We start from the raw sequence: 18,595 nt of genomic DNA, 5'->3' as shown, positions 1-18,595 counted from the left end.
GGCGCCTGCTGGGAGGTAGGGCGGCGTGTCCAGATCCGCTGCCAGTTGCCACAACAGCGCATTGCTTCGTGGGGTTTGTCCTCGCGGCGTCGGCTTTGCCTACGCGTGTGTGGTTCGCAAATTTGATTCCGTCATTTTGAGGTGGAGCCCGGTGTCCCGACCGGGCTTGTCCTTGCCTCTTAGCAGACAGGTTTGATAGGTTGAACTGCTCGAAATCTCTGACAACCGCTAGCCAATGACGCGAGGCCTCGTGGATTCAGCGAGTCGCGCATTCTGGTCAAGGCCGGTCGTGGTGAGCCGCAATCAATCGAGTGTGACGATGCGCTGGGCATTCTTTGGTTTTGCGGGCGGCACGGGGGGCTGGCGCTTTTGGATCTGCCGACCGACTTCGGTGAGGATGCTGCGCATGGCGTCGGGCTCGACTGGCTTGGGCAGGTAGTAGTCCATGCCCGCATTGAGGAATTTTTGGCGATCGCCCGCATTGGCGAAAGCGGTGGTCGCCACGATGGGGATGTTGACGTAGCCGGCGCCGCACTCGCCATTGCGAATCGCTTGCGTGGCTTCGATGCCGTCCACATTGGGCATCATGATGTCCATGAAAATGAGGTCGTATGGTTTGCACTTGAGCTGCTCTTGCGCCTTGAGCCCATCGGTGGCAAAGTCTGCTTGGTGTCCCATCTTTTGCAGAATGGCCTTCATCGTGATGCAGTTCAGCGAGTTGTCGTCCACCACGAGCACGTTGAGCACGAATAGGTTTTTCGACAGTGAGGTCTTCAGGAGCGAGGGCGCCGACAGGTTCTGCCCCACGGTCTCTTTCTTCGTGACGAAGCCTTCGGCGATGAAGCGTATATTGAAGCGCGCGCCACCGAGATCGCTGGGCTCAAAGTTAATGGTGCCGCCGAGCCCCTTCTCGACCATGAACTTCGAGATGGAAAGGCCGAGGCCTGTGCCTTCGTATTTGCGGGTCTTGGATTCCACCAATTGGTGGAACGGCTTGAAGAGCTGGTCCTGCTTTTCCGGCGGCACGCCGATGCCGGTGTCCGCAACCTGCAGGGCGACTTCGTACTGGTTTTTGGCGCCCTTGGTTGCGTAGTGCCGGTAAAACACCTCGACCTGAATGTGCCCCTGGTCGGTGTACTTGATCGCGTTGGACACCAGGTTGAGCAGGGCCTGGCGGAGGCAGTTGCGGTCGCAGATCACCTGCAGCTCTTTCTCCTCCTGGTGGTTGCACTCGAAGATGATGTCCTTGCGGGAGGCCTCTTCCTTAAACAGCTTGTGCACTTCGTCGATGACTTCCGACAGGCTGAACCGCGTGGGGCTCAGCTCAAATTTGCCCGCATTGATCTTCGTGTAGTCGAGCACGTTCGTCAGGATGGCGAGCAAGGCTTCCGTGCTTTGCGTGATGGTTTTCAGGTACTCGCGTTGGTCGGGCCGCGGGTCGGAAGTAATGAGGATTTCCGAGAGGCCGTTGATGCAATTGAGCGGCGTTCGAATCTCATGGCTCATCGTGGCCAAAAAGAATTCTTTGGTGTCGGCAACGGCCTGCGACTTATCCACCAACTTCTGCGCTTCTTTTAATTGTTGGTTTAGGCGTTCGTTTTCCGCGCGCAGTTTTTCCTTACCGCGATAAAGGAGATCCAGCAGAAAAACGAGTACAGCAAGCAGGACAAAAACAATTAATCCATTCAACGAAAACAGGTAGGACATGGCCAATTATTGTGTAAATCGTAACGTTTATACGAGTTTATTCCTTCAATTAGCCTTAATAAGGCCCGCTTCAAAGGTCATATCCCCCATGATGCGAAATACCTTATATCTAGAGTCTTGCGGCAACCACACCTAATGCAATGGGGGCGAATGGGAACCACTCTTTCAACAACCGAGAAGGACATTTCATGTCGGTCATCTGCGTTGAGCCTACACCGAATGCCAGCAGTGCTGAGCCGAAAAATAGGGCAGTTGAAATTGTAATCTATTCATTATAAAAGACTTAACGGAGCTTGGATGCGGATTGGCACAGGCAATGGAACTCCATGACCGTTATGAAAACAATCCGCAGAATACTCATCACTCTATGCTCGTGGGCAGGCGTTGCTCTGGCCCACGGCGCGGGCGTCCTCACGCCTGTTAACAGCCAACATCAGCCGATGGAAATCCGCTCGCACGAGGTGCAGGTGGTCATCAACAACGGCTTTGCTCAAACGCTGGTCACGCAGACTTTTTACAACCCGAATCCCGTGGATCTGGAGGCCGTTTACGCATTTCCCGTCCCCGAAGACGCCTCGCTCGCCGAAATGCGCATGCACTCGGGCGAAACCATTCTGGAAGGTGAAGTCGTAGCCAAGGCCGACGCCGACCGCATTTACGAAGAAGAAAAAAATGCCGGCAACAACGCTGGCAAAGCTGAGAAGCAAAGCTACCAGCGCTTCGAATTTCGCGTCTCCCCCGTGCGCGCCAACGCCGAGGCCCGCATGGAGTTCGTCTACTACCAGCCCGTCACGATGGATCACAACGTCGGTCGCTACATCTATCCGCTCGAGGAAGGCGGCACGGACGAACAGGCCGAGTCCTTCTGGACGCGCAATGAAAAGGTAACGGGCAGCTTCGCGGCCACCGTTGAAATTCGCTCGGCCTACCCGTTGCAAGACCTGCGGGCGCCGGGCTTTAACAATCAGTTCACCGAGCACGGCGACGGTCACTACCAGTGGCAATACGCCACCGACCAGGGAACGACGCTTAACCAGGACCTCGTGATTTACTACCGCCTGCCGGAAGACTTGCCGGGTCGCGTGGACCTGCTCACGCACCGGGCGCCCGGCGCATCGACAGGCACGTTTATGATGATCGTCACGCCCGGCGTGGACCTGCAGCCACTGAGCAACGGTGCGGACTATTGCTTCGTGCTCGATACCTCCGGCTCCATGCAGGGTAAGATCGCCATGCTCGCCGATGGCGTGGAGCGCGCGCTGGGCAAGCTCAGTGACCAGGACCGTTTTCGCATCGTGACGTTCAATGACCGCAGCCGCAACCTCACGCGCGACTGGGTTCCCGCCACTCAGGCAAACGTGCAACAATACATTGCCGAGGTCAAAGCGCTGCAACCCGGCGGCAGCACCAACCTCTACGCCGGCGTCGCCGAAGGCATGAGCGATCTCGACGACGACCGCGCAACGAACTTCATCCTCGTGACTGACGCCGTCGCCAATCAGGGCATCGTAGATCCGGCCAAGTTCGATGCATTACTGCGCCAAAAAGATGTGCGCTTCTTCGGCTTTCTCATGGGCAACAGCGCAAATTGGCCGCTGATGCGCATCCTCTGCGAAGCCACGGACGGGCAGTATGACGCCGTCTCAAACGCCGACGACATCTTCGGGAAAATCCTCCTCGCTAAAGACCGCATCACTACCGAAGCGCTGCTCGACGTGGACTTTAAAATCAGCGGCGTGAAGACAAGCGAAGTTTCCCGCAACGCCCACCGCAAACTTTACCGCGGCCAGCAGCTCGTGCTCATGGGGCGCTACGATGGCGACGGCCCAGCCGAGCTCAAACTGACGGCGCGCAAAACCGAGGGCGAGCAAACCTACCGCACCAAGGTCAACTTCCCGCAAGTCGATGAGACCTATCCCGAGCTGGAACGCATCTGGGCAATGACCCGCGTGCAAAACCTCGAGCGCCAGAAGGACCTCGGCACGTTGCCCAAGGGCGAAGCCAGCACCGCGATTCAGGACATCGGCGTGACGTATCAGATTGTCACCGATGAAACATCCATGCTCGTGCTCGATGACTCGACGTTCGCCAAGCATGGCATTGATCGCAAAAACCAACAACGCATGCAGGCCGAACATGCCGCGCAGGCGCAACGCCAGGCTTCGCCCGCGAAGGTCGTCCGCGCCGATGCCGAGCAGCCCATGTTTAAATTTCCTACTCCGCGCATTGGCGGTGGAGGCGGCGCCTTCGAAGGCCCCGTCGCCGCGCTGATGGTCGCCTTTGCCGGATGGTTTTTTGCGGCGCGCCGTAGAAACAGACAATAGCCATAATCGTCCGCCGGAGCGCTCACAACTGCGCTTCGGCGGACTCCTTTTTTAAATAAACACAACGCGGACGCCTTGGACGCACGCGTCCATTGAACCAAATATTAACCGACCATGCCCGCTTTAATCATCGCCTTCCTTGCCGTCGCGATCCACCTGTCGCCTACCATGACCAATGCCCTGCAATGGACTCGGGGCGGCGAGCACTTCAGCACCCTGTGGACCGCGCACCTCACGCATTGGTCGGCGGGGCATCTGTTCTGGGATGCGCTGATGCTCGCCGTGTTCGGCTTGATTGCCGCGCGCAGTTATGGGCTGCGGCTGCTGACAACCTTCCTGCTAACCGCGCCCTTGATCACCATTGGCGTCGCCTACTTTTCACCGGAGATCACCAGCTACCGCGGCCTCAGTGGCTTGGATACGCTGCTCTTTACCTACGTGTGTCTCAAGATACTTTGCGATGCAAAGCAAACGCAATCCATGCGCATCGCCTCGGTGTTGATGATGCTCGGGCTAACCGGCAAAACTGCTTATGAAACCATGACGCACAGCGCGCTCTTCGCGGGCGACCTGGGGCCGGGCGTTGTCACGGTTCCCGTTGCTCATTTGATTGGCGGCCTGTTGGGCGCGGCGTTGGCGGTCGGCAGCCTGACCCGTAAACCGTTGAAAGGTGCAGCCGCTAGCGCGCTTCCCAATTAGGATTGCGCTTGGGGATGAGCGCTTCGATTTCGGTTTTCCAGGTATCGAGAGCAGCCTTCATTTGCTGGACCGTTTCGGGTTGCGCATCGGCCAGGTTGTGCTCTTCGGCAATGTCCGAACGCAGGTTGTAGAGCTCGAGGTTGCCGTCCTCAAAAAACTCAATGAGCTTGTAATCGCCATGCCGCATCGAACAACCGGGCGTGCCCCCCTGGTTGCTGTAGTGCGGGTAATGCCAGAAGATCGGCCCCCGTTCAAACGCCTCGCCTTGCAGCAGCGGCATGAAGCTCGCGCCATCAATCGGCGCCCGATGCTCCGGCTCAACCCCCGCCGCGTCCAACAGCGTGCAAAAGACATCCGGGCTCGTCACCGGCTCCTGCGTGCATTGGCCAGCAGCGATTTTTCCAGGCCAGCGAACCATGAGCGGTTCGCGCGTGCCGCCTTCATACATCCAGCCCTTCCCTTCGGCCAGCGGCGCATTGCTGGTGGGCGAGCCTTCCGCCGTTGCCAGCCCGCCGTTGTCCGACGTGTAAACGATGATGGTGTTTTCCGCCTGCCCGGTGCGTTCCAAGGCGTCCAGCAAGCGCCCAAAATTCGTGTCCATGTTTTCGATCATCGCCGCGTAATCGGGGTCAGACTGAATACGACGCCGCATTACGCGTTGATTCTTTTTATGTGAGCAGGGAAACGCTTCTCCGGGCTCCAGGGCATCCACTTGATCCAGGCCCATGGCCTTCGCCTTGGCCTGATATTTCTCCACCAGCTCCGGCGGTGATTCGATGGGCGTGTGCACCGCGTAATGCCAGAAGTTTAGAAAGAACGGCGCCGCGTCGTCCGCCTGGGCCGACTCGATCAGGCGGATCGCTTCGTCCGTCAGGCGATCGGTCAGGTATTCGCCAGCGGGCCCATCTTCGAGGTTGGGCAACTCATACGGACTGAAGTAGCCCTTGTACGGATGACCCTTCTCGCCGCCGCCGAGGTTAACATCGAAGCCATGCGTCTCGGGCGCTGTTCGGTTGCCCCCCAGATGCCACTTGCCCACGTGCCAGGTTTGGTAACCAACGTCCTTCAGGATCGACGCAATCGTCCGCTCACTGTGCGGGAGACATTGAAAATACGGCACGTCGCACAACTTGCCTTCGCTAAATCCGCCGATGTATTGCGTGACCCCGACGCGCGCCGGATAGCGCCCCGTGAGGATGCTCGCGCGGCTCGGCGAGCAGACCGGCGACGACGCATAGGCGTCGGTGAAGCGCACGCCTTCTTGCGCAAACGCATCGAGCCGCGGCGTTTCATAAAATGTGCTGCCGTAGCAACCCAGGTCGCGCCAACCAAGGTCGTCCATGAAGACTAGGATTATGTTGGGCCGGGCATCATTCATCGTGTCTCAAAATTTGGGGTTATCAGTGGGAAAAAACTAGAACATTCTTCATCAAACTTGGCCGATCAGGCCGCAGTGATTTTTCGTGTCCAGCAAGGCGGATTGAGCGTGGCAGGCTGGAAGCCTGTGATTGAAATGCCAACGTCGCGAACATCCAATCTGCCCCGCCTAATTCGAACAAGTTCGATGAAAAATACTCTCGATCCTGTTGACAAGCACGCGCGAGTAAAATTTTGCGATGTTCCAGTTCAGGGCCACTGTCCGAACCAATCCAAGCGCGAGCACCTTGTCGCCAGATGAAATGTCCGTTGGCCATAGCAGTTGGAATGATGAAGCAAACTTCCCGACAGTGCTTAACCAAGGTTGGGGGCGGAGGCGCCTTCGATCCATTCGCCTTCGATTTGGATTAGCTTGGGGTGGCGGGGGAGTCCATGCTGGTTGTTTTGCAGGAGTAGGGCAAGTTGTTCGATGGCGGTGGCGCCGATGATGGCGGGGTTCTCGTTAATGCCGCAGATGTCGGCGTCGCTGGCGGCATTGCTCATCAAGACGAGGCCGAGGCGTTCGCGGTATTTTTTCGGCAGACCAGGCACCTGGCGGATGCCTTTCAACGTGCCCATGGTGATGACGGCGTCGGGGCGATGTTTGTTCAGCCAGGCGATGGTGGCGGGCTCGATTTTTGTTGGGTGGCAGGTGTGCGCAGGGATGCGATTGGCCTGGGGGAGCGCTTGCTGCATGTGCGCGTAGGCCGCCATGCAGCGGTGGTCGCTGCGGGCGTCGTAGCCTTCGGGCATCAGCAAGCCGGGCCGCTGATAGCCCCGCGTCTGCAGGTTGCGCAGGATGATTTGCATGTTGCTGAAGTGGTCTGGCAGGATGCGGTCCAGATGCGGGTTGCTCATCGTGTAAGACATGGTGATCGCGCAAAAGCTGGACCACTCGATCTCGGGCAGGTCGGCGGACTCCGGCAGCGGTGGGATGAGGATGCCGCGAATGCCGCGCGCGTGCAGGATGTCGGTGGCGCGGCGCTGCGTCATCTGCTCCTCGCGCATCCAAATGCTGTCGAGGGTGTAGCCAAGCTCTTCCGCGCGCCTGAGCGCGCCTTGCCACATGAGGAGTTGAAATTCGACGCCCGTCTTTTGGTAAATGTCGGGCCGCTCCCAGAAGTTCAGCCAGCCGATGGTTTCCTGATAGGCGACCCGGCGCGTTGAGCGGACTTGCGACATCAGCGAGGCAATGGCGGGGTTGATCCGGTAACCATGCTCCTGCGCGGCGGCGGCGACGCGCTCGCGCGTTTGGGCTGCAACGCGGGGATCATTGCGGAGCGCGAGGGAGACCGTCGCCGGGCTAACGCCCAGGATTTGGGATAACTCACGGAGGGTTGGGGGAGGGGGCATGTCCGCCATCAGGAGATTAAGCATGTGGCGCTGCGGCCTTTTGGCCAGCTCAATTCAACGCGTTTAAAAGCGAGGCGATTGCCCACGGCGACGCGTTGATTAGAGTGGATGCCATTAAATGAATTAACCCCAGACTTACCCTTATGAATATTCGACAATACTCCTCTGCGGCCTTGGCCGCTTGCCTGTCTTTGAGCTCCCTGAGCGCCACGGTCATCTATTTTGACGACTTTGAATCCTATCCCTTGGGCAATGACCAGAACTTCAGCGGCGGCGGTAAAATCTACAACCAGATCGGCATTGCCGACCAGACGACCGCGACGCCATTTGGCTCGCCCAACCAGTACGGTTATCTGGATGGCGGTTCGTCGTTTGTGCGCGTGGACTCATCATCCAGCCTAATGACTTGGAGCTTCGACATGCTGGAGCCCACGACCAGCCAAACCGACGTCGTGCGCTTCGGGCTCGGCTCGGGCGATGTGAATGGCACGAAGACCTTCGTCGGCTGGATCTTGGACGACGGCGCGTTGTCGCTGATAACGAACACCTCGCAAGTGTCGGGCTCGCTGCCTACGCTGCAGGTGGACCGCGCTTACACGACCTACCTCGTTTACAACGGCTCCGGCAGCGCGCAGACGATCAGCGGCACTGGCGCTACATTGCAGGATGGCGAAACGGCGCTTTATTTCTATGACACGGTTTCCTCATCGATCATCTCTGCGGGCGTCTTTGCCACGACGGGTTCGGCTTCGCCGACTTCGTTCCTCATTCGCTCAAACACAGCGGACGACAACACGCTTTATTTCGATAACCTGACGCGCACCGACACGCTCACCGTGATTCCTGAGCCCGGCGCCTACGCCGCGATGCTGGGCTGTGCGGTGCTGCTTGGCTTGCTGCGTCGCAGGTCCGCGAAGTGAGCTGAGGTGGTTAAATTTCTTAAGCGCGCCGCAACACGTGCACCGTGATTTCCGGTGGGCAGTTGAGGCGGGCAGGGATGCCGCAGGCGCCGGTGCCGCGGGAGGTGTAGCCCTGCAACTTGTCGCTTTGCCAACGACCACGGATGTACTCGCGGCTGAGGTCCTTAACCGGGCAAATGACATGGCGTCCGCCCGGCAGACAGATCTGGCCCGCATGGGTGTGGCCGCTGAGCATTAAATCGTAGTCATGCTGCGCGGCCTCGGTGTGAAACTCAGGGGAATGGCAAAGCAGAATGCAGCACGCGCCCTCGGGCACGCCTCGGCGCGCCGCCGCGAAGTCCGCCGTGCCGTAGAAGTGCTGATCGTCGACGCCGGCAATCCACAGCTGCTCGTCGCCCCGCGTGATGGCGCTCGCCTCGTTGAGCAGGATGGGCAGGCCCGCCGCTTCGAGCGCCCAGACTTGCTCAATGAAATCATGGTTGCCGAGGATGCCCCAACGCTGCGCATGGATCGCCTCCAGAATGGGCGCCATGAGCCGCATCGACGGGCCGTAGTCATCGTCAGTGGAGTTGCGGTAGTCGCCGGTGATCACGCAGGCGTCGTGGGGTGTTGCGCGGACCTTGGCCGCGATGGTTGCGGCCAACCTCGCATCGATGTCGATATGCAGGTCCGTCAGCTGCAGGAGGCGAAAGCCATCAAAGGCGCGGGGCAGGCGTGGGAGCTCCCAGGTTTGCTCCACGATCTCGTGCGCATGGATGTTGCGCCGGGCGCGCCCCCGCAGGCCGGTCAGCGTCAACCCCAGCAGCGCGAGGTCATCGATGGGGATATACTTCTGCAGTTTAAAGGCGCCTTCGCCCTGATGCGAAACCCGGGCCCAATGTGACGCTTGGCGCATTAGCCGTTGCCCGAGCAACTCCCGCCCCAGGCGCCGCTCCAGCATCGCAAACTTCTCCGGCAGAGACTCCCGCTTCATGCCCCCTAGTCAGCGCTAAAAGTCAGTGCTTGTTAAGTTTAAATGCAGTTTATCCGGTTGCCTCTTTGGGAGTGTTCTTCATCGAACTTGGCCGAATCAGGTGGGAATAAGGTCGGATGCAGCGCAAGGCGGCATTGATTGAGCGGGCTGGGCATTCTGGTCGCACTCGCCCCAAATGCGATGCGTGCCATCGCGCGAACGAAGAGGGGCAGTCACGTGGATGTTTTGCTCGCCCGTTGGGGATGACTACTTATTACTTGAGGGGTTCCAGTTGCACGCCTTCACTCTGGAGTCGTGCGTGGCGGCGTGCCCCTGCCTAACCGTGACTACGCCCAAGCGCTGAGCCTTCTCTTCAACTCGTAATCCTGAACCTGATCTCGACATGAGCACAGTGAAACAATCTTTTTCCTGGTGGTGCTTCGCGAACAAGGGCGTCGCGGCCTCCGAGCTGTTGCAAGCTGCTGCCCGCATCGGCTATGCCGGCGTTGAACTCATCGAGCCGAAGCTGTGGCCAATGGCGCGTGACGCCGGCTTGACCATCGTCAGCATTGTCGGGCACACTTCGATCGCATCGGGCATGAACCGACCGGAAAACGCCGCCCGCATTGAAAATGAACTCCGCGCGAATATCGATCAGGCTGCCGCATTCGGTATTCCCAATCTGATTTGCTTCTCCGGCAACCGCGGCGGGCTCAGTGACGCTGCCGGCTTGGACAACTGTGCGAAACTCCTTGAGCGGGTCGTGCTCATCGCCGAGCAGGCGGGCGTCACGCTGATCATGGAACTGCTGAACAGCAAGGTCGAGCACCCCGACTACCAATGCGACCACACCGATTGGGGCGCCACGCTTTGCCAGCGCGTCGACTCACCCAGCGTCAAGCTCCTCTACGACATTTACCACATGCAGATCATGGAGGGCGACATCATCCGAACCATCAGCGAGCACCACGCGCACATCGCCCACTACCACACCGCCGGCAACCCCGGTCGCGGCCCCATCGGCGCAGACCAGGAACTCAACTACCCGGCCATCATCCGCGCCATCGCGCAAACCGGCTACACCGGCTACATCGGCCACGAGTTCATCCCCACCGGCGATCCTGTTCAGGAACTGCAAGCTGCGTATGAGCTATGCCGGGGTGCTTGAGTATCGTCCCGTTTCATTTCGATATCGCCGTCGATGTTCGCGAACATGCAAATTGCGGGGTCGAGAGAGCGTTGCCCTGCAATTAAAATCGATCGAGTCGGCTACGACGGCTCGCCCGTTTCTAATTGGTAAATCATGCGCCAGATGCGATCAGCCTCACCACGCTCGATGACTTGAAGGGGAGTAGAGTTACCAAAGGCTTCATTGGACGCCTTGAGCCAGGGGCCGACATCTTTAGAGACCATCAGGTCAGATAAAGCGTCAAAGAGGCGGACCAGCTCGGCCAGTTGTTTGTTCGCCGGTTTGGCTGGCGCCTTGCCGGTAGCCCACTGATCCACCGCACGCAGAGAATACCCCGTCAGTCGGGTTAGGTCGGGACGCACTAGTTGGTAGCGTTGGCAAAACTCCTTTACCTCAAACGTTCCGACTGGCTCTAGAGCGAGTCTTGCTGCCTGCCGATTGGCTGCGGGCTTGGAGCTGGCCCGTGTGGATGTCTTTTTCTTGGCGACCTTTTTCGCCTTGGTCTGCCGCTTGGTCTTCATGGCTTTACTAAAGCTGAAATGATACAGTAATGCAAGAAATACATGCACTTTTGCATGTTATTTTGCAATCCAGCGTTCCAGCTCATTCTCGCCGACGATCTCAATGCGACTGTCCTTGCGCAGATTCTTCGGGAACAAAATTAAGTTGTTGCCGCGACGGTCACGAACGGAAGGAATGAGGCATCCTTCAACGCCTAGCTCGAACAATGCCCGCCCCAGTGCTTGCGACAGCGTTTCTTTGCCCCGCTCATTGATTGGCTCCCACTCTTCGACCAGGAGCTCATTCAAGTCTGGCCATGGCATGGCTTTGAGCAGATCTCGCAATACAACCATGCGAGAAATTCTGATTTCCAGCTCAACGATCAGGCGAGGTTTTTGCCGGGGCTTGATGCCATATCGAGTGAAGTTGTGACTCGCTTCTTTCAAGGCGATGTTCTCGGTAACGGATGCGTAAGCGACTTGGGTGATGCCCTTGGCCATCCATCGCCCACCATGGGCCATCGTTCCTTCTCCGGACACGAGATATTCCGGCCTTGCCCATCGGGGTTCGACGCAGCGGTATGCAGAACGCTCCCATCGCGAAATGTGTGGCTTGATCGATACCTTGGCCTGTCGCTTCAATTCATCAAACTGCAGATGGGGAGTCATATGTTTCACCATGACCATTTGATCGATTTGATTATAAGTCCAGTCTGACTTTGAGGTCAGCGACCTGCAACTGAATGCGCCTGGCCCAGAGGGATGCCATGCGAATAGCCATCGACTACAACATAGCCGATCACCGTCTCTCTTGATGACTCGAAATTTCTTAGGTTGAGATTCTTGCACTGAGCCAGATGAAAGTCATCGAGAAGTATGCCTAGGAGGGACGATTTAAATGAGAAGAATTGTTGATATGATTCTCTTGATTAGTAACCCTGTGATTTAGCATTTAGAGTGCGTGCAATGAGGACTTTTAGTTTAGCCGATCATTTCATTATCAGGAGTATATTTGTATTCCTTACGATATGTATGCCCCACATTTTGATTTCTTCACCATCAGAAGATATGACAGCAACAAGTTTTTCGGATTATGCTTTATCTCCAGATCTCAGTCTTGATGCGATCTATACCGTCGAGTTGTTGATTGAGCGAGTTCGTTCTAACTTTGATCCAAACTATTGGGATGATTGGAGTGAGCGTGGTGATGCGCGTCATAGTCCAGGTTATGAGCCACATTTCTCTAAGGAATTTGTTCGTCCTGCAGCAGAAGAATTGGAAAAGCTGTCTTGGCTTAGTTTTCAGAGACTGCGTAGTGATGATCGACCTGTTCGAGATTTAACTGCGATACAATTCCTAACAGATTTATCTGAATTAATTTTAACGAACAACGAGGTATCTGATGTCTCTACTTTAGTTGCATGCCCAAAGCTTAAGAGGCTTAATCTGCGAGCGAATCCAATAGAGGAACTCTCGCCCCTTGGGGGATGCTTTAGCCTTGAGATACTGGATGTTTCGGATACTCCAATTAAGGATCTGTCGTTTCTTCAAAAGCTTCCTCAATTACGGGAACTCTCCATTTCAAATGATCAAATTCCTGCATTAAAAGACGTTTCGACATTGCCCTCGCTGCGTAAACTTGAGTTAGGAGGTGAAACCTTTGAGTCATTTGAGGGCTTTCCTGAGATGCCAGAACTTCGAGTTATCAGGAGTGCTGACGTCAATAGTTTGAGTGGTTTGGAACGGTATTCGAAGCTAGAGAATTTGGTTAATCTGGAAGGTGAATTCGATTCACTGGAACCATTACGTGGAGCTAAGAATCTTACTCATGTTAATATTTTGAATTCTCGGGTAGGCTCACTTGTGCCAATTGCAGGGTTGTCTCTTCTTTGCGACCTTTCGATTAGCACCGAAGCGAGAGGCATCGATCTTAGTCCTCTTAAACAATTGCCTTCATTGCGAGAAATAGGAGTCAAATGTAGTGGATCTGAGCCTAGAGACCTTGAAGAATTTCAAGCCTCACTTCCTTCATGGGATATCGATTTTCGTGCTTCAACTCCGAGATATTCACCTTCACTTCAACTGGAGGTTGTTGATCAGGAGACGTTTGATTTCTATGACACTAAGGAGAGCTTCAATGCAATAGCTTCTGATGTGAATGTTGAGATGCTTGGCTCAGAGTTGGATTGGCTCGATGGTAAAATCGAAGAAGAAGTAGAGAAACTTGGTCTTGATCTCGGTGACGACTACGAGATTCCGTTCCGATGGGGTGGCGCTCGTTCACGCACGGTGGTGTTGTATAGTGAACGTGCTTCGAAAGACTTTCCTCAGATTATAACAGGGATTCAACGGGTTCTCTCAAATTCCAAGGAAGACTGGATTATTTATTTTCAGTCAGATGGAGTTGAGGAGGAGTTCATTGTTTGGGTCTATCCATCGAAGATCCAAGTCACTCCAGAATATGAGAAGCCCGTGCGGAAGCTTTTGGAGCAGGGCTGATTTCGAGAGACTCTACTTGGTTCAGACCCAACCCTACCCATGTTTCAGACCCAAACAAGGTAAGGGTTGTGACCAAACCCAGTAGGGGTACGTGAAAAAGCGTCGGCGACACTTCTAGGAAGAGTCGGCGACGCTTCGATTGACAGTCGGCGACACTTGGTCGCGCAGTCGGCGATACTTAGGCGGGAATTCGCTCCGGTGTGGGCGTCGGGATCACGGTGGCGGTGGTATCGGACACTCCGACAACTTCAGGGCAAGTGTCTTCGGAAAGGTAGTCACTGGCCCGTTCGACAAGCTCAGGGCAGGTAAGGCGGTGTTGGCAACGTTCGCGGAGGAGGTGTTCGCCGCCGCGGGAGCGGGTGCGGAGCTCCAGTTCGTATTGGCCGGCGGGGAGGTCGTCCGGGGCGAGGAACCAGACTTCCTTCGGGCGGACGCCGAAGTAGTGGTTCATGCGGATCTCGCGGGGAAGGGCGGCTTGGCGGGTGGAATTGGCGGCCTTTGTCGCGGTTTGGGCGCTAGGGGTTGCCTTTTGACTGCCGTTCGGTTGGCGGACGGGGATCAGGAAGACGCCTTCGTCGGGGCGCGACTCGCTGAACTTGAGCCGCACGCCGCTGAGGCCCACCGGCCCGCCGGGGGAGAGCGTGGCGTTGAGCTCGCCGCTGCGCGTGTCGCGCACCTGGTAGATGATGGCTGTTTCATCGGGCCCGGGGACGCGTCGCCAGCTGATTTGCTGGCGGCTGAGCTCCTTGTTGAGGGACTTGCAGGGGCGTGCGCCGATGTTGATCTTGTGGCGCTTGGGATCGCGGCGCTCGTCCAGATCGTCAAAGGTGCCGCGTAGCTTCGGGTAGAACTCGACGAGGCCTTGCAGGTTGACGCGCCCTCCCTCAGCGACGGTCCGCAGGATGTGTAGGCGCAGCTCGATCAGCGTGGCGTGGATGTCGGCCTCGGTTAGCGTGCAGCGCTCGGCAATGAGCCGGGCGAGCTGTTGATCGTTCATGACGCCGCTGCGCGCAGGCCGCGCGATGTATTTCGGTCGCGAGTCCTTGTCTTTAGCGCTTGGGGCAAAGGGAGTTAGGTAATAGTTGAGTGATGGCATTGTTGTAGTGGTGTTGAGGTTGGGAGGTGTGGAAGTGTAGAGATTCTGGGTGGTTGAATTATCAGTGAAATATTATGCAGTAAGCCTTGGCGAATGCCAAGGAGGAAAAAGGAAAAAGATTAAAGGAAAAAGGGCGGTGGATTGGTGGAGGGCGGCGCTTTGTCGCCGCCGTTTGGTGGGGGAAGGGCGACGCTTGCCATTCGACTTAGCCCACGGCAGGCGACGCAAGTCGCTGCGGTGGCGTAGTGGGGCAGGGATGTTTTTTTAAACAGGAAGATCGGAGAGAGCGGGAAGGAGGTGGAGTGGAGGTAGAGCGCAGTCTCCAGGCAAGCCGCTAGTGGTTGTGTGGTTTGGTTTTATTGAACCAGTTGGGTAGCGTCCCGTTATCTGTCCCGCTCAGCGGCGATCCCTAGCGGGAAGTTTCATCCTGATGACGTTGAGGCAATCGCTGTGCCCGTTAGGGATAACAGGCGCGACCTTGCTTGAGCGAATGATGCGAATAGCTGGAATCGGTCCGCGCTATTGTGTGTCCGCGAAGTGGGGGTTGCGGATTGCCATTTGGTTTCAGCTGAAACCACTTTTCAGCTAACTTGGCCGATCAGGCCGCAGTGATTTTTCGTGTCCAGCAAGGCGGCTTGAGCGTGGCAGACTGGAAGCCTGTGAGAATACAGTTCTTATTTTACGCTGCGCCTTTGCACTTCCTGGGTTACCTTCGCTACGGCTTGGGTGATTGTCGGCTGCTGATCGGGCATGCGTTCGGACAACGCTTCCATCTCCTTGAGGTAGAGTTCAAATGCTTCGGGCGTTAACTCGTAGAACCATCGGTCATCAGCCAATTCCAGAAGCGTCTCGGTGGCTTCGGGATCGTTTACCACCTTGAAATAAAGTGCGACATGCTCCGGGTTGCGCTCGATGTCTGAGTGCATGAGAGCTTTAGTGAGTTTCTTCAGTGCTTCGGGAGGCAGCCGCGGATCCAGAACGACGTCGAAGGCTTCAACGGTATCATCTGCTTTGCGGAATCGATACGGGTACTTAGTCAGATGGTTGACGAATTGAGTTTGCTGCTCTGGCGTCATGTCATCCCAGCGGTTGAAGGTCGCTTGATAAATTTCAATGCAGGCGTCGTCCCGACCGAGCAGCTTTCCATTGCTCATCCAGTCCAGTAAATAGATGAAGCGCCGCTGATCAGAATCCGCAATGAGCGTGGGAAGCACCTCGTTCATGTCGCCGTCGTCGAGGTAAGTCTTGCTGAAATTCATGGCTTTAACCATCTCCTTGTCATCTTCATCAAAGATCGCGAACTTACGCGCAAACATCTCAGGGTCGGTGGAACTCAGGGCGTTTTTAATCGCCTGCTTGCGGATATCCGGATTCTCATGTTCCATGAGACGGAACATTCCATCAAATCCGAGATTGCCCATCTTCTGCAGGGTTTGGTACGCGGCCGACCGTTTGCTCTTCGGCGTCGATTCATCACCAATGTAAGCAACAATCGCTTCGACGGTTGGTTCACTGGTTAGGGAGACCATGTCCTGGATGAAAAGCTGGCTGTTGGGCGTTTTCTTCCAGGCGGGCCAGCGTTGGTCGAAACTCACTACGGAGGCCTCCAATTCAGCCTGATAAGCTGCGGGGTCCGGGTAAACTAATATCAGGGTTTGTAGCAGTTTACGATGCATTCCGACATCGTCGGGGTCGTGAGGGGCGACGCCTAGACGTTTGCGTAGAGCCGTCCCGAAGGCCTCCTTTACATCAGGACTTGCCGCCTGAATGCCTGCCGCAAAGTAATCTCGATTCCCGGGCTCATTCAGCGCATTCAGCACAGTAAATACAGTTTCGTTGGGGCTGTCGTTAACGACCCGCATTAGAGCGTTAATCATGCTGTCCGGCTGAACCCATTCAGCTTGAAGAGAGTTGTCGACTCGGCCCAGTGCTTCACTCGTGATGTCCTCGGCTTTCCAGTGACCAAGAATGTGAGCATAGATCTGCTGTCCAGGCGCCGGCTCCCAAATTAAACTCTGGGTAATCAGCGCAGCTGTGGGAAAGGCGCCACCCTGATCGACAAAGAAGTCGGCGCGCAATTGTTGAGAGCCGTCAAATAAGCGATTGGCAATTTCTTTGTGTTCGGGCTCGAGCATCAACTCAAGCAAGTAGCGATGATCAGCATCGCCATCGCGGGCATCAAAGTACGTATCAAAATCTGAATAGCCTTCCTTGCCGTAATCGCGAATCCACTGGCACACAAATTCAGTCGCTTGCGGGCTTCCGGTATTAGCCAGTGCGTCGATCACTGCTCGTTGCATCCGGTCATCATTCATGGTCCGCTCTTCGAGGTAGAGCTCTGCCAATGCGGGCACGTGAGATTCGTTGGATAGCGAGCCTGCGAGCATGATGGCGCCGCGTCGGTCGTAGGGAATGGGCGAGGCAAGCGCCTCAGTAAGGAATGAGGCATACTCGGCCTGCTGCTCGGGAAGTCGCTCAGCGATGTCCTTACCAGGATAGGGAGTGTAACTAACCTGGAAGTCTATTTCACCGTGACCATAATCAAAACGGCGGCTTGCATTCAGCGCTAAATCAAAATCCAGCTGGGTAATGGGTTGCGCCTCCAATTGAATGCTTTCTTTTGGAGTGTTGGTCGCGTCCGCGAAGAACGTAAGCGCTTTATCGCGAACATCGGGACTGGGGTCGTATTTGGCAACATACTTGAGGAAGTCCAAGCTAGCCTCTCCGCCATTCTCGTAGATTGTCTTGATGTGTTGTTCGCGATCACGATTATCGCTGATGCCTGAGTAGTTAATCGGAATGTCCGCGGCGATGTCCTCATAGGTCAGCAATTCCTTAAAAATATAGATGCGAGCCATATCCATGGACTCGTCTGATCGGGCTGAGCGCATGGCGACATTGACCAAAGGCGCGGACTCCGCCGTAGGATTCTTTTTCAATCCCGCTGCCGCCATATTGGCGACATGGCGTTCTACTTTTTCCTGCTGCAAGGCTTCGCTCCAGATGGGGCTATAATCCTGATTCCTCTGCATCAAAAGAGCATGACCGGCTAGACCGCTGGTTACGGGATCTTGTTGAAGATAAATCTCCTTCATGAATTCTACCGAGTTGCCTCGTTCGGCTGCTTCCAGAATCGCAACGCGGATCTCGATGTTATCGGTCCCATTATACAGTGTTTTGAGCTTAGCCATGTCTTGCGCATTCGAGGGCTTGATTGTGCTCAATACGTGGATGGCCTTGGGCGTAGGCAGGTCCTGTTGTAATAGCAAATTGACCACTGCGGATGTTGACTTGTCACTCATTTCAAGAAGGACAGCCTGCGCCAGGTCAGCATGCTTCACCTTTTCGTTGGTCCCGTATTCGCACTCATACTCGGATCCTAGTATGTCTACGAGGGCTGGCAACGCGCGCTCTACATCGCTTTCATTGAGGCTATCCGCGTTATTCCACAATGCCATGAGGCCCAGCGTCTGCGTATTGAATCCCTTGGGCTGACGATCGTTGATGGTGCGCTCAATCGGTATTTCGTGGGAAATGGCGGCTGCGGCGATATCAGCAGGAAAACGAGCAATGCTTTGGTCTTTCTTCGCGAACTCTCGCCAGCCGCGTTCTTGTATGATGATATCCTGGTGTATGTTGGGGTCGCTCGCCCATTGACGGTAGGATTTTTTTAAGCGGCTTCGATCATCGCCATCCAAGTCTTTCAGCACAGTGTCGATGGCGTCATCTATACTGGATAATGCAGAAGAAGCAGACTTCGCACTTGGCTTTCCTCCTTTGCTGGCGTCTGATTCGGCGGATGGTTCTTGGCCACAGCCCGACAGGATCATCGTCCAGAGTGACGCCTGGATGAGTACGCCAATTATATTCCGTAAGGATGCGCAGTAGATCATATCCGTTCACTGCATTGAATAATTATTCGGTGTCAAATTTAATTCCC

General features: G+C 56.0%; 14 protein-coding genes. 5 read left to right on the top strand and 9 right to left on the bottom strand.

The window, feature by feature from the left end; all coding sequences use genetic code 11:
- Positions 1-303: 303 nt before the first annotated feature.
- Positions 304-1,707 carry an ATP-binding protein gene (locus tag RBB63_RS10565; protein ID WP_309383952.1) on the bottom strand — a complete coding sequence of 468 codons (1,404 nt, stop codon included), beginning with the start codon at positions 1,705-1,707 and terminating at the stop codon, positions 304-306.
- Between the two features lie 335 nt (positions 1,708-2,042).
- Between RBB63_RS10565 and RBB63_RS10560 the strand changes: the two genes are divergently transcribed.
- The gene (locus RBB63_RS10560) at positions 2,043-4,031 is read left to right on the top strand and encodes a VIT and vWA domain-containing protein (protein WP_309383950.1); all 1,989 of its coding nucleotides are present in this window, start codon (positions 2,043-2,045) and stop codon (positions 4,029-4,031) included.
- Between the two features lie 114 nt (positions 4,032-4,145).
- Positions 4,146-4,730, top strand: a complete 585-nt coding sequence (locus RBB63_RS10555) for a rhomboid family intramembrane serine protease (protein WP_309383948.1) — start codon at positions 4,146-4,148, stop codon at positions 4,728-4,730.
- Here RBB63_RS10555 and RBB63_RS10550 read toward each other — a convergent pair.
- From RBB63_RS10550 to RBB63_RS10540, 3 genes are read right to left on the bottom strand one after another with little or no spacing between them, the layout of a single operon-like run.
- A complete protein-coding gene (locus tag RBB63_RS10550) occupies positions 4,711-6,108 on the bottom strand; it encodes a sulfatase (RefSeq protein ID WP_309383946.1) in 1,398 nt (465 codons plus the stop codon). The genes RBB63_RS10555 and RBB63_RS10550 overlap by 20 nt on opposite strands.
- A 22-nt stretch (positions 6,109-6,130) precedes the next feature.
- The gene (locus RBB63_RS10545) at positions 6,131-6,424 is read right to left on the bottom strand and encodes a hypothetical protein (protein WP_309383944.1); all 294 of its coding nucleotides are present in this window, start codon (positions 6,422-6,424) and stop codon (positions 6,131-6,133) included.
- A 37-nt stretch (positions 6,425-6,461) separates the two neighbouring features.
- Positions 6,462-7,523 carry a LacI family DNA-binding transcriptional regulator gene (locus RBB63_RS10540; protein ID WP_309383942.1) on the bottom strand — a complete coding sequence of 354 codons (1,062 nt, stop codon included), beginning with the start codon at positions 7,521-7,523 and terminating at the stop codon, positions 6,462-6,464.
- A gap of 119 nt (positions 7,524-7,642) precedes the next feature.
- On the opposite strand from RBB63_RS10540, the gene RBB63_RS10535 reads away from it, so the two are divergent.
- Entirely contained in the window at positions 7,643-8,419 is a 777-nt protein-coding gene (locus RBB63_RS10535; RefSeq protein WP_309383940.1) for a hypothetical protein, read from the top strand.
- A gap of 19 nt (positions 8,420-8,438) precedes the next feature.
- Here RBB63_RS10535 and RBB63_RS10530 read toward each other — a convergent pair whose 3' ends face one another.
- Positions 8,439-9,392 (bottom strand): metallophosphoesterase, encoded by a 954-nt coding sequence (locus tag RBB63_RS10530; RefSeq protein WP_309383938.1) that lies wholly within the window; start codon positions 9,390-9,392, stop codon positions 8,439-8,441.
- A 382-nt stretch (positions 9,393-9,774) separates the two neighbouring features.
- Here RBB63_RS10530 and RBB63_RS10525 point away from each other — a divergent pair, with 382 nt between their 5' ends.
- A complete protein-coding gene (locus tag RBB63_RS10525) occupies positions 9,775-10,539 on the top strand; it encodes a hydroxypyruvate isomerase family protein (protein WP_309383936.1) in 765 nt (254 codons plus the stop codon).
- A 101-nt stretch (positions 10,540-10,640) separates the two neighbouring features.
- On the opposite strand, the gene RBB63_RS10520 is transcribed toward RBB63_RS10525, so the two are convergent.
- Positions 10,641-11,081 (bottom strand): hypothetical protein, encoded by a 441-nt coding sequence (locus tag RBB63_RS10520; RefSeq protein ID WP_309383934.1) that lies wholly within the window; start codon positions 11,079-11,081, stop codon positions 10,641-10,643.
- A gap of 57 nt (positions 11,082-11,138) precedes the next feature.
- A complete protein-coding gene (locus RBB63_RS10515) occupies positions 11,139-11,747 on the bottom strand; it encodes an RES family NAD+ phosphorylase (protein WP_309383932.1) in 609 nt (202 codons plus the stop codon).
- Between the two features lie 345 nt (positions 11,748-12,092).
- On the opposite strand from RBB63_RS10515, the gene RBB63_RS10510 reads away from it, so the two are divergent.
- Positions 12,093-13,559, top strand: coding sequence for a leucine-rich repeat domain-containing protein (locus tag RBB63_RS10510; protein WP_309383930.1), 1,467 nt, complete (start codon positions 12,093-12,095; stop codon positions 13,557-13,559).
- Positions 13,560-13,737: 178 nt separating this feature from the next.
- On the opposite strand, the gene RBB63_RS10505 is transcribed toward RBB63_RS10510, so the two are convergent.
- Positions 13,738-14,655, bottom strand: coding sequence for an HU family DNA-binding protein (locus RBB63_RS10505; RefSeq protein ID WP_309383928.1), 918 nt, complete (start codon positions 14,653-14,655; stop codon positions 13,738-13,740).
- 674 nt (positions 14,656-15,329) lie between these two features.
- The gene (locus RBB63_RS10500; RefSeq protein ID WP_309383926.1) at positions 15,330-18,548 is read right to left on the bottom strand and encodes a HEAT repeat domain-containing protein; all 3,219 of its coding nucleotides are present in this window, start codon (positions 18,546-18,548) and stop codon (positions 15,330-15,332) included.
- Positions 18,549-18,595: the final 47 nt, after the last annotated feature.

The sequence above is a fragment of the Cerasicoccus frondis genome, from assembly GCA_031296915.1.
In the GTDB taxonomy this organism is placed as follows: Bacteria; Verrucomicrobiota; Verrucomicrobiia; order Opitutales; family Cerasicoccaceae; genus Cerasicoccus; species Cerasicoccus frondis.
This window is presented reverse-complemented; position numbering and strand designations above follow the sequence as displayed.